Origin of the sequence: Pseudomonas sp. HMSC063H08 (assembly GCF_001813645.1) — a bacterium.
In the GTDB taxonomy this organism is placed as follows: Bacteria; Pseudomonadota; Gammaproteobacteria; order Pseudomonadales; family Pseudomonadaceae; genus Pseudomonas; species Pseudomonas aeruginosa.
This window is the reverse complement of record NZ_KV813368.1, coordinates 21324-33280: the sequence shown is the minus strand read 5'-3', so window position 1 is coordinate 33280 and position 11957 is coordinate 21324. Positions and strand designations below refer to the sequence as shown.

The window sequence follows — 11957 nt, the reverse complement described above, 5'->3', positions numbered from 1 at the left end:
CGCACATCGCCGGAAAACCGCGGCGCGCCTGAGTCTCAGTACTATGAAACAAAATATGTGAGGGAAAATCCGATGGGCGCAGACTGAGCGAAAAAGCGCTACCGCAACCCGAGCAGGATGCTGCTCCGCCCGGATCGACGGAGGTTCCACGGAGCGTCCGGCACTCCGCAGAGAGCGGTTCTATTGCAACCTGGCCCGCTCCAGCAGCGCCCAGGCCAGGGCGAAGGTCGGTTCGCCATCCTCGCTCTGCTCGCTGGCGCTGACCACGATCCACCGCGCGCCCGCCGGCTTGGCTGCCCACAGGCGGTATTCGCTGCCTGCGGAGCCGCCGTCGTCTTCCTCTACCTTGTAGCGCGCCTCGCCGTCGCCCAGGCGCCTGCTCGCCAGGTCGGTCGGGGGTGGCGCGTCTTGGCGCTGGACCTCCAGTTGGCGTGGGTTGCGCAGCTTGCCGCCTTCGTCGAAGCGGAAGCCCTCGGCGCTGCGCCGCGCGTCGAAGCCTACGGGGCGCTCCACCACCAGGCCGTTCGGGTGGGTCAGGGTCTTGTCGAAGTCCACCCCGGACTCCGCGGTGCAGGCCAGCAGGGCGAGGCTGGCGAGAATCAGGGCGACTGTCTTCATGGGAACCTCATTCCAGGGTCGAGGAAGGTGGCGTAGGCATCGTCGACGAACATCGGCCAGCCCGGCGACAGGTTGTCGTCCCAGGGCCGCGAGGTGTATTCCGAGGCCAGCGCGCGGACATTGTCCCGCGGCCAGTTGCGCGGATTGCCGGCGTAGGCGCGGAGATCGATGGAGGGAAATGCGCCGCGGGTCTTCGGCAACTTGCGCAGGTCCTGTTGCGACGCGAGGTTGGCGACGTAGCGGATGTAACGGGCGGTGGCGAAGATGTTGAATTCGTCGGAAGCCAGCAGGGTGACGACCGCCTTGCGCGACAGGCCGCGGCGCACCGGCTGGCCGAGCAGGTCGGTGAACAGCTCGTACTTGATCGCGGTGGAGACCACCACCTGGCCGAGGCCGATGGAGGTGTTGGCGCTCTTGATGCTGACTGCCGCCTGATAGTCCTTGGCGTCTTCGTCGCGGGTCTGGTCACGCTGCTCGGCGAGGATGATCGCGCCGATCAGTTGCGGCGTCAGGTCGTACTTGCGCGCAGCCGCGGACATGACCTTGGCCCGAGACGGCGGGTTGCCCGGATAGGCGTCGGGGAACAGCGTGCTGATCGGCTGGCCGACCAGCGTCTGTGCCTGGTTCAGCTTGTCTTGCGGCGACAGCTGGCTCAGGTAGGCGCCCAGGTCGCCGAGCGGGTTGCTGTACTTGGTGACGGTCGCCGGGTCCTTGTTGAGCAGCTTGAGCTGGTCGCCGAAGGCAATGGACGGCAGGTCGGTCGGATTGACGCCGGTGGCGCCGACCCCGCTGAACGGACCCTGGATCGCCTGGCTGGCCACCCCGGTGGCACCGGCCGCGGCGAAGCCCAGGCGGCCGGCGGCGTTGGCGAGGTCGGCGCAGATGTCGAAGAAGGTGATGGTGGGGAAGTAGATCCAGTTGTCGGTCTGGGTGCCCAGGGGATTGTTGATCAGGCTGCGGATCAAGGCATTGCGTGCCTGGTAGCGCTGCATGGTGGTGCGCCCGGCGATGCTGGCGACCAGCGAGCGCGCCAGTTCCGGCGGGCCCACCCGCTGGAACAGCTTGATCAGCGAGCCGCTCTTGTCGAGTGCGGCGATGGTCGCATCGGGCACGTTGTCGTTGCGGATCGCGGCGATCACCCGGCGGGCTTCCTGGCGGGTCACCTGCCAGTCGTCCCAGCTATAGGAAATCAGTGACTCGATCAGGTCGCTGGTGGCGGTCATCGGTCTTCCTCCTTGTGAGTTGCCAGGTCCGTCAGGCGGTCCTGGGCGAAAGAGCGGACCCTCCCGGTCCGCCCGTATGCCTGGGCTCAGCGCGCCTCGTTCTTGCCGGGCCGCCGCAGCCAGCGCCACAGGCCGCGCAGCAACAGGCCCAGCGGCAGCAGCACGACGAGGAACGGCAGGCTGTAGGCGAAGAACTTCATCGCGGCGATGGTGCCATCGACAAGGTCGTCGAGCAGTTGCCCGGCGGCCGTGGTGAGCTGGCCGAGGCGGCTGTCCGGCTGCGCCTCGCTGCTGAAGCTCAGGGTCAGCAGGTTGGTAGCGATGCGCCGCTGCTGCTGGGCGCCGGCCTGGGCGTTGTCGGCCAGTTGGGCTTCCACCGCGGCGATTTCCTTGGCCAGGGCCAGCAGGTCGCCGACGCTCATGTCCTTGCGCCCCTGGTATTGCTGCAGGGTCTGGTACTCGCGTTGCAGGCGCTCGCGTTGCTGGCGGGTGTCGGCGACCGCCTGGGCCAGGTCCTCGGCGCGGGTCTGCCGGCTTTCCAGCGTGCCGCCCTCGGCAGCGGCCGCGACCAGCTTCTCCACGCCGTCCGGGACGATGCGCACGGTGAGTTCGGCGTAATGGCCGATACCGCCGCGTTGTTCGATGGCGAGCACGTCGCACTGGCCGAAGCGCTCGCTGTTGCAGGCGTCGCGGCTGGCGGCGAGTTGCGCGTCGATACGCGCGGCGGAAAGGCGGATGCCGACGCGGTGTTCGTAGGCGAGGGCGGTGCCGGGTTTGCCCGTCTCGCCCTGGAAACCGGCATTGCCGGAGACGCTTTCGGCGTGTTCGGCGGAGCATCCGTAGAGCGCCGCCAGCAGGACGCCGGCGGCAAGCTTCCATGCGTTCATTCTATCGAGCCCTCCATGGCTTCGTGGTCTGCGTTACTTGACGCGCTGGCCCGGCTTGGCGCCGCTGTCCGGACTCAGCAGGTAGATCTCCTCGCCACCCGGGCCGGCGGCCAGGACCATGCCCTCGGACACCCCGAACTTCATCTTGCGCGGCGCCAGGTTGGCCACATAGAGCGTCAGGCGGCCTTCCAGGGCGCTCGGATCGGGATACGCGCTCTTGATCCCGGAGAACACGTTACGCTTCGCGTCGCCGATGTCCAGCGACAGGCGCAGCAGCTTGTCGGCGCCTTCGACGAATTCGCACTTCTCGATCAGGGCGATGCGCAGGTCGACCGCGGCGAAAGCGTCGAAGTCGATCTCCGCGGCGATGGGTTCCTTGACCAGCTCGCCGTTGCCGGCGGGTTGGGATGCGGCGGCGGCGAGGTCTTCCTTGGAGGCTTCGATCATGGCTTCTACTTTCGCGGGCTCGATACGGGTCATCAGGGGCTGGAACGGGTTCAGCTGGTGGTTGGCCAGCAGGGTCCGGTGGTCGGCCCAGGTCAGCGGGGCGACGTTGAGGAAGGCTTCGGCGGCGGCGGCCAGCTTCGGCAGCACCGGCTTGAGGAAGATCACCAACTGGCGGAACAGGTTGATGCCCAGGCCGCAGACGGCCTGGACCTTGTCCTGCTGGCCTTCCTGCTTGGCCAGCGCCCAGGGCGCCTGTTCGGCGATCCAGGCGTTGGCGCGGTCGGCGAGGGCCATGATCTCGCGCATGGCGCGATTGAAGTCGCGGGCCTCATAGGCCTCGGCGATGCCCGGTGCGGCCTCGCGGAAGGCGGCGAGCAGCTCCGGCGCAGGATCGGCGCCGACCAGCACGCCGGCGTTGCCCTTGTGGATGAAGCCGGCGCAGCGGCTGGCGATGTTGACGACCTTGCCGACCAGGTCGGAGTTGACCTTCTGCACGAAGTCCTCGAGGTTCAGGTCGAGGTCCTCGACGCCGCGGCCGAGCTTGGAGGCGTAGTAGTAGCGCAGGTATTCCGGGTCCAGGTGGTCGAGGTAGGTGCGCGCCTTGACGAAGGTGCCGCGCGACTTGGACATCTTCTGGCCGTTCACGGTCAGGTAGCCGTGCACGTTCAGCGCGGTCGGCTTGCGGTAGCCGGCGCCTTCGAGCATGGCCGGCCAGAACAGCGCGTGGAAGTTGACGATGTCCTTGCCGATGAAGTGGTACAGCTCGGCGCTGGAGTCCTTGCCCCAGAACGCGTCGAAGTCCAGCTCGGGACGCCGCGCGCAGAGGTTCTTGAAGCTGGCCATGTAGCCGATCGGCGCGTCCAGCCAGACGTAGAAGTACTTGCCGGGAGCGTCGGGAATCTCGAAGCCGAAGTACGGCGCGTCGCGCGAGATGTCCCACTGCTGGAGGCCGCTGTCCAGCCATTCGGCGAGCTTGTTGGCCACCGACTCCTGAAGGGCGCCGCTGCGGGTCCATTGCTTGAGCATGGCCTCGAAGTCCGGCAGCTTGAAGAAGTAGTGCAGCGATTCCTTTAGCACCGGGGTGGCGCCGGAGATCGCCGATTTCGGGTCCTTCAGTTCGGTCGGGGCGTAGGTCGCGCCGCAGGCCTCGCAGTTGTCGCCGTACTGGTCGGCGGTGCCGCACTTCGGGCAGGTGCCCTTGATGAAGCGGTCGGCGAGGAACATCTGCTTTTCCGGGTCGAAGTACTGGGTCACCGGGCGGGTGTCGATGTGCCCGGCGTCGCGCAGTTTCAGGTAGATCGCGCTGGACAGCTCGCGGTTCTCTTCCGAGTGGGTCGAGTGGTAGTTGTCGAAGTCCACCAGGAAGTCGGCGAAGTCGCCCATGTGCTCGGCGCGCACGGCGTCGATCAGTTGCTCGGAGGTGATGCCCTCGCGCTCGGCGCGGAGCATGATCGCCGAACCGTGGGCGTCGTCGGCGCAGACGTAGACGGCCTGGTTGCCACGCATCTTCTGGAAGCGCACCCACATGTCCGTCTGGATGTACTCCAGCATGTGTCCCAGGTGAATGGAACCGTTGGCGTAGGGGAGGGCGCTGGTAACGAGGATCTTGCGTGGTTCGGACATGGGTTCGGCTTATCGGCTGAGAGCTAAACGGATCGGTCACTATAAAGAAGCGGCGGTTTTTTTTCATCCGCGCGCCACTCGGGTAGGATGACCGGCATCGATTCCCCGCTTAACCCTCAGGAAATCCCCCATGTCCGCTATCACTCGCCAAACGGTGGAAGCCACCCTCCGCCAGTACCAGGACCCCTATCTGAACCAGGACCCCGTCAGCGCCGGCTGCCTGCGCGAGGTGGAGATCCAGGGCGACCGCGTGCGGGTGCGCCTGGAACTGGGGTACGCCGCCGGGCTGTTCAGAAACGGCCTGGCGCAAACCCTGCAAATGGCCCTGGAGGCGCTCGACGGCGTCGCTCGCGCCGAGGTCCGGGTCGACTGCGTGATCCAGCCGCACAAGGCACAGCCGCAGGTCGAGGTGATGGGCAACGTGAAGAACATCGTCGCGGTGGCTTCCGGCAAGGGCGGCGTCGGCAAGTCCACCACCGCCGCCAACCTGGCCCTGGCCTTGGCCCGCGAGGGTGCGCGGGTGGGCATCCTCGACGCGGACATCTACGGACCCAGCCAGGGCATCATGTTCGGCCTGCCGGAAGGCACCCGGCCGAAGGTCCGTGAGCAGAAGTGGTTCGAGCCCCTGGAGGCGCACGGGGTGCAGGTGATGTCGATGGCCTTCCTCACCGACGACAGCACGCCGGTGGTCTGGCGCGGGCCGATGGTCTCCGGTGCCCTGATCCAACTGATCACCCAGACCGCCTGGGACAACCTCGACTACCTGGTGGTGGACATGCCGCCGGGCACCGGCGACATCCAGCTGACCCTGGCGCAGAAGGTGCCGGTGGCCGGCGCGGTGATCGTCACCACCCCGCAGGACCTGGCGCTGCTCGACGCGAAGAAGGGCGTGGAGATGTTCCGCAAGGTGAACATCCCGGTGCTCGGCGTGGTGGAGAACATGGCGGTGCATATCTGCTCCAACTGCGGCCATGCCGAGCACCTGTTCGGCGAGGGCGGCGGCGAGAAGCTGGCGGCGCAGTTCGGCGTCGAGCTGCTGGCGTCCATGCCGCTGTCGATCGACATCCGCACCCAGGCCGACAGCGGCCGGCCGACGGTGATCGCCGACCCGGAAAGCCAATTGGCGATGCTCTACCAGGAAATCGCCCGCCATGTCGGCGCGCGCATCGTTCTCAGCGAGCGGGCCAGCGTCGGCCTGCCGAACATCAGCATCAGCGACGACTGAGGCGCTCGGGCAGCCGTCGGCGACGGCTGCCTTTGCCCTGGGGCGGCGGCCCCGGTAAGATTCGCGATCATTTTTCGCAGCTTTCGACAGGACACCCTCCATGACCATCAAATCGGACAAGTGGATTCGCCGCATGGCTCAGGAGCACGGCATGATCGAGCCGTTCGTCGAGCGCCAGGTGCGCGGCGCGGACGACAGCCGGGTGATTTCCTACGGGGTGTCCAGCTACGGCTACGACGTGCGCTGCGCCGCCGAATTCAAGGTGTTCACCAACATCCATTCGGCGGTGGTCGATCCGAAGAACTTCGACGAGAAAAGCTTCGTCGACATCAACAGCGACGTCTGCATCATCCCGCCGAACTCCTTCGCCCTGGCGCGTACTGTCGAGTACTTCCGCATCCCGCGCGACGTCCTGACCATCTGCCTGGGCAAGAGCACCTACGCGCGTTGCGGCATCATCGTCAACGTCACCCCGCTGGAGCCGGAGTGGGAAGGCCATGTGACCCTCGAGTTCTCCAATACCACCAACCTGCCGGCGAAGATCTACGCCAACGAAGGCGTGGCGCAGATGCTCTTCCTGCAATCCGACGAGGCCTGCGAAGTGTCCTATAAGGACCGTGGCGGCAAATACCAGGGCCAGCGCGGCGTGACCCTGCCAAAAGCCTGACGCCAGAGCGTTTCGACACCGGAAACCGGGCCTGGCGCCCGGTTTTTTCATGCCTTTTCCGCCAACCCCTCGCTGTTCCCCGCCGGCCGCTCTGGCACGCCTTATCGCGGGCGGGCAAGGGCTTATGCGCAGGCGGCCGCCCGTCCTGTGAAATCTGGCAGTTACCGTTAGCTTTCGAATTGGCTAAAAAGTGTTCATCGGCTACGCGTGAACACGGACGCCAATCGTTTGCGCAGGCCGATCTGCAAGACCCACACAAGCCCCTCGCCTGAAGGGGTACGCATCCGCCGTGGCTGGTCCGCGCGGATGGCCGCTGAGTTACTTGTCTGCCGTTCGAACAACAAGAACGAACTCTACGTAATGCCGGGATACCCGTGGCAGCGATAGCTGTTTGCCTGTTCGAAAATTTTTGGGAGGTGTGAAATGCGGCGCGAAAGTCTGTTGGTATCGGTTTGCAAGGGCCTGCGGGTACATGTCGAGCGCGTTGGGCAGGATCCCGGGCGCAGCACGGTGATGCTGGTCAACGGCGCGATGGCGACCACCGCCTCGTTCGCCCGGACCTGCAAGTGCCTGGCCGAACATTTCAACGTGGTGCTGTTCGACCTGCCCTTCGCCGGGCAGTCGCGGCAGCACAACCCGCAGCGCGGGTTGATCACCAAGGACGACGAGGTGGAAATCCTCCTGGCGCTGATCGAGCGCTTCGAGGTCAATCACCTGGTCTCCGCGTCCTGGGGCGGTATCTCCACGCTGCTGGCGCTGTCGCGCAATCCGCGCGGCATCCGCAGCTCGGTGGTGATGGCATTCGCCCCTGGACTGAACCAGGCGATGCTCGACTACGTCGGGCGGGCGCAGGCGCTGATCGAGCTGGACGACAAGTCGGCGATCGGCCATCTGCTCAACGAGACCGTCGGCAAATACCTGCCGCCGCGCCTGAAAGCCAGCAACCATCAGCACATGGCTTCGCTGGCCACCGGCGAATACGAGCAGGCGCGCTTTCACATCGACCAGGTGCTGGCGCTCAACGATCGGGGCTACCTGGCTTGCCTGGAGCGGATCCAGAGCCACGTGCATTTCATCAACGGCAGCTGGGACGAATACACCACCGCCGAGGACGCCCGCCAGTTCCGCGACTACCTGCCGCACTGCAGTTTCTCGCGGGTGGAGGGCACCGGGCATTTCCTCGACCTGGAGTCCAAGCTGGCAGCGGTACGCGTGCACCGCGCCCTGCTCGAGCACCTGCTGAAGCAACCGGAGCCGCAGCGGGCGGAACGCGCGGCGGGATTCCACGAGATGGCCATCGGCTACGCCTGAACCCTTGACCTGCGAAGACCCGGCCTGGCCGGGCTTTGCGGTTGCATAACGCACGGAGTAGCCCCATGCACGCCATCCTCATCGCCATCGGCTCGGCCGGCGACGTATTTCCCTTCATCGGCCTGGCCCGGACCCTGAAACTGCGCGGGCACCGCGTGAGCCTCTGCACCATCCCGGTGTTTCGCGACGCGGTGGAGCAGCACGGCATCGCGTTCGTCCCGCTGAGCGACGAACTGACCTACCGCCGGACCATGGGCGATCCGCGCCTGTGGGACCCCAAGACGTCCTTCGGCGTGCTCTGGCAAGCCATCGCCGGGATGATCGAGCCGGTCTACGAGTACGTCTCGGCGCAGCGCCATGACGACATCGTGGTGGTCGGCTCGCTATGGGCGCTGGGCGCACGCATCGCTCACGAGAAGTACGGGATTCCCTACCTGTCCGCGCAGGTCTCGCCATCGACCCTGTTGTCGGCGCACCTGCCGCCGGTACACCCCAAGTTCAACGTGCCCGAGCAGATGCCGCTGGCGATGCGCAAGCTGCTCTGGCGCTGCATCGAGCGCTTCAAGCTGGATCGCACCTGCGCGCCGGAGATCAACGCGGTGCGCCGCAAGGTCGGCCTGGAAACGCCGGTGAAACGCATCTTCACCCAATGGATGCATTCGCCGCAGGGCGTGGTCTGCCTGTTCCCGGCCTGGTTCGCGCCGCCCCAGCAGGATTGGCCGCAACCCCTGCACATGACCGGCTTCCCGCTGTTCGACGGCAGTATCCCGGGAACCCCGCTCGACGACGAACTGCAACGCTTTCTCGATCAGGGCAGCCGGCCGCTGGTGTTCACCCAGGGCTCGACCGAACACCTGCAGGGCGACTTCTACGCCATGGCCCTGCGCGCGCTGGAACGCCTCGGCGCGCGTGGGATCTTCCTCACCGGCGCCGGCCAGGAACCGCTGCGCGGCTTGCCGAACCACGTGCTGCAGCGCGCCTACGCGCCACTGGGAGCCTTGCTGCCATCGTGCGCCGGGCTGGTCCATCCGGGCGGTATCGGCGCCATGAGCCTGGCCTTGGCGGCGGGGGTGCCGCAGGTGCTGCTGCCCTGTGCCCACGACCAGTTCGACAATGCCGAACGGCTGGTCCGGCTCGGCTGCGGGATGCGCCTGGGCGTGCCGTTGCGCGAGCAGGAGTTGCGCGGGGCGCTGTGGCGCTTGCTCGAGAACCCGGCCATGGCGGCGGCCTGTCGGCGTTTCATGGAATTGTCACAACCGCACAGTATCGCTTGCGGTAAAGCGGCCCAGGTGGTCGAACGTTGTCATAGGGAGGGGGATGCTCGATGGCTGAAGGCTGCGTCCTGAACGGTGCTGGCATAACAGATAGGGTTGCCATGATTTTGCCGTATCGGCAAGGCTGCGCGCTTGACAGCGTCATACCCCGGGCCAATTCTGCTGTGATGCATTTTATCGATCAGGGCTTACTGCAATGAGGAATGACGGAGGCTTTTTGCTGTGGTGGGACGGTTTGCGTAGCGAGATGCAGCCGATCCACGACAGCCAGGGCGTGTTCGCCGTCCTGGAAAAGGAAGTGCGGCGCCTGGGCTTCGATTACTACGCCTATGGCGTGCGCCACACGATTCCCTTCACCCGGCCGAAGACCGAGGTCCATGGCACCTATCCCAAGGCCTGGCTGGAGCGATACCAGATGCAGAACTACGGGGCCGTGGATCCGGCGATCCTCAACGGCCTGCGCTCCTCGGAAATGGTGGTCTGGAGCGACAGCCTGTTCGACCAGAGCCGGATGCTCTGGAACGAGGCTCGCGATTGGGGCCTCTGTGTCGGCGCGACCCTGCCGATCCGCGCGCCGAACAATTTGCTCAGCGTGCTTTCCGTGGCGCGCGACCAGCAGAACATCTCCAGCTTCGAGCGCGAGGAAATCCGCCTGCGGCTGCGTTGCATGATCGAGTTGCTGACCCAGAAGCTGACCGACCTGGAGCATCCGATGCTGATGTCCAACCCGGTCTGCCTGAGCCATCGCGAACGCGAGATCCTGCAATGGACCGCCGACGGCAAGAGTTCCGGGGAAATCGCCATCATCCTGAGCATCTCCGAGAGCACGGTGAACTTCCACCACAAGAACATCCAGAAGAAGTTCGACGCGCCGAACAAGACGCTGGCTGCCGCCTACGCCGCGGCGCTGGGCCTCATCTGAAGCGCAGGGCGCGCCGGCCGGCGCGCCCTACCAGATCTGGCAGGTTGCCTGCCGTTCATCCTCCTTTAGTCTTCCCCCTCATGTGTGTGCTGGTATGTCCTCCGACTGAGAGGGCCCAGGAGTATCAGGGTAGGGATGCCGCCTTTTTTTTCTCGGCCGGCACGACACGGGGACTTGGTCATGATCGAATTGCTCTCTGAATCGCTGGAAGGGCTTTCCGCCGCCATGATCGCCGAGCTGGGACGCTACCGGCATCAAGTCTTCATCGAGAAGCTGGGCTGGGACGTGGTCTCCACCTCCAGGGTCCGCGACCAGGAATTCGACCAGTTCGACCATCCGCAAACCCGCTACATCGTCGCCATGGGCCGCCAGGGCATCTGCGGTTGCGCCCGCCTGCTGCCGACGACCGACGCCTACCTGCTCAAGGAAGTCTTCGCCTACCTGTGCAGCGAAACCCCGCCCAGCGATCCGTCGGTATGGGAGCTTTCGCGCTACGCCGCCAGCGCGGCGGACGATCCGCAACTGGCGATGAAGATATTCTGGTCCAGCCTGCAATGCGCCTGGTACCTGGGCGCCAGTTCGGTGGTCGCGGTGACCACCACGGCCATGGAGCGCTATTTCGTTCGCAACGGCGTGATCCTCCAGCGCCTCGGCCCGCCGCAGAAGGTCAAGGGCGAGACGCTGGTCGCGATCAGCTTCCCGGCCTACCAGGAGCGCGGCCTGGAGATGCTGCTGCGCTACCACCCGGAATGGCTGCAGGGCGTACCGCTGTCGATGGCGGTGTGAGGTCGTCAGCCGTTTCGCGCACTTTTTTCCGCTTCTCCTGCCGCATGCTCGGCCCGCGCCCCGGCGTCATCGGGCGTTCCCCTGCATTCCGGGATTTGGCCGCGGCTGCGGACTTGCGTAGTCTCTCTGCGGTCCGCCATCCCGAGGAGTCGCCATGCCGAAGTCATTCCGCCATCTCGTCCAGGCCCTGGCCTGCCTTGCGCTGCTGGCCAGCGCCAGCCTCCAGGCGCAGGAGAGCCGCCTCGACCGCATCCTCGAAAGCGGCGTGCTGCGCGTCGCCACCACGGGCGACTACAAGCCCTTCAGCTACCGCACGGAAGAGGGCGGTTACGCCGGTTTCGACGTGGACATGGCGCAGCGCCTGGCCGAGAGCCTGGGGGCCAAGCTGGTAGTGGTGCCGGCCAGTTGGCCGAACCTGATGCGCGATTTCGCCGACGACCGCTTCGACATCGCCATGAGCGGCATCTCGATCAACCTGGAGCGCCAGCGCCAGGCGTATTTCTCGATTCCCTACCTGCGCGACGGCAAGACGCCGATCACCCTCTGTAGCGAAGAAGCGCGTTTCCAGACCCTGGAGCAGATCGACCAGCCGGGCGTGACGGCCATCGTCAACCCCGGCGGCACCAACGAGAAGTTCGCCCGGGCGAACCTGAAGAAGGCCCGGATCCTGGTGCATCCGGACAACGTGACGATCTTCCAGCAGATCGTCGACGGCAAGGCCGACCTGATGATGACCGACGCCATCGAGGCCCGCCTGCAGTCGCGGTTGCACCCGGAACTCTGCGCCGTGCATCCGCAGCAACCCTTCGACTTCGCCGAGAAGGCCTACCTGCTGCCGCGCGACGAGGCCTTCAAGCGCTACGTCGACCAGTGGCTGCACATCGCTGAGCAGAGCGGCTTGTTGCGCCAGCGCATGGAGCACTGGCTCGAATACCGCTGGCCCACCGCGCACGGCAAGTAGTACAGGGGCGGCG

11 protein-coding genes are annotated in these 11957 nt (G+C 65.9%); 7 read left to right on the top strand and 4 right to left on the bottom strand.

Annotated features, from left to right (window positions below; translation table 11 throughout):
• Positions 1 to 180: 180 nt before the first annotated feature.
• The 4 genes from tsi3 to metG all read right to left on the bottom strand — a co-directional run bounded on the left by tsi3 (position 181) and on the right by metG (position 4798).
• Complete coding sequence (tsi3, locus tag HMPREF2924_RS05640; RefSeq protein WP_003130155.1) at positions 181 to 618, bottom strand: T6SS effector muramidase immunity protein Tsi3; 438 nt, start codon at positions 616 to 618, stop codon at positions 181 to 183.
• Positions 615 to 1841, bottom strand: coding sequence for a type VI secretion system effector muramidase Tse3 (gene tse3 / locus HMPREF2924_RS05635; protein ID WP_070700406.1), 1227 nt, complete (start codon positions 1839 to 1841; stop codon positions 615 to 617). Before tse3 ends, tsi3 begins: the two co-directional genes overlap by 4 nt.
• 86 nt (positions 1842 to 1927) lie before the next feature.
• On the bottom strand, positions 1928 to 2728 hold the full coding sequence (locus HMPREF2924_RS05630) for a DUF4349 domain-containing protein (protein ID WP_003130157.1): 801 nt from the start codon (positions 2726 to 2728) through the stop codon (positions 1928 to 1930).
• A 33-nt stretch (positions 2729 to 2761) separates the two neighbouring features.
• Positions 2762 to 4798 (bottom strand): methionine--tRNA ligase, encoded by a 2037-nt coding sequence (metG, locus tag HMPREF2924_RS05625; RefSeq protein WP_003092021.1) that lies wholly within the window; start codon positions 4796 to 4798, stop codon positions 2762 to 2764.
• Between the two features lie 130 nt (positions 4799 to 4928).
• Between metG and apbC the strand changes: the two genes are divergently transcribed.
• The 7 genes from apbC to pheC all read left to right on the top strand — a co-directional run bounded on the left by apbC (position 4929) and on the right by pheC (position 11944).
• Entirely contained in the window at positions 4929 to 6023 is a 1095-nt protein-coding gene (gene apbC / locus HMPREF2924_RS05620) for an iron-sulfur cluster carrier protein ApbC (RefSeq protein ID WP_070700403.1), read from the top strand.
• Positions 6024 to 6123: 100 nt separating this feature from the next.
• Positions 6124 to 6690, top strand: a complete 567-nt coding sequence (dcd, locus tag HMPREF2924_RS05615; RefSeq protein WP_003092017.1) for a dCTP deaminase — start codon at positions 6124 to 6126, stop codon at positions 6688 to 6690.
• A 423-nt stretch (positions 6691 to 7113) separates the two neighbouring features.
• A complete protein-coding gene (rhlA, locus tag HMPREF2924_RS05610; protein WP_003092013.1) occupies positions 7114 to 8001 on the top strand; it encodes a 3-(3-hydroxydecanoyloxy)decanoate synthase in 888 nt (295 codons plus the stop codon).
• Positions 8002 to 8066: 65 nt separating this feature from the next.
• A complete protein-coding gene (locus tag HMPREF2924_RS05605) occupies positions 8067 to 9347 on the top strand; it encodes a glycosyltransferase (RefSeq protein ID WP_003130158.1) in 1281 nt (426 codons plus the stop codon).
• A 124-nt stretch (positions 9348 to 9471) separates the two neighbouring features.
• Positions 9472 to 10197: a quorum sensing system transcriptional regulator RhlR gene (rhlR, locus tag HMPREF2924_RS05600; protein ID WP_003119559.1), complete on the top strand. Its 726-nt coding sequence runs from the start codon at positions 9472 to 9474 to the stop codon at positions 10195 to 10197.
• 180 nt (positions 10198 to 10377) lie between these two features.
• Entirely contained in the window at positions 10378 to 10983 is a 606-nt protein-coding gene (gene rhlI, locus HMPREF2924_RS05595; protein WP_003111059.1) for an acyl-homoserine-lactone synthase RhlI, read from the top strand.
• Between the two features lie 154 nt (positions 10984 to 11137).
• Entirely contained in the window at positions 11138 to 11944 is an 807-nt protein-coding gene (gene pheC, locus HMPREF2924_RS05590; protein WP_003130159.1) for a cyclohexadienyl dehydratase, read from the top strand.
• Positions 11945 to 11957 lie beyond the last annotated feature (13 nt).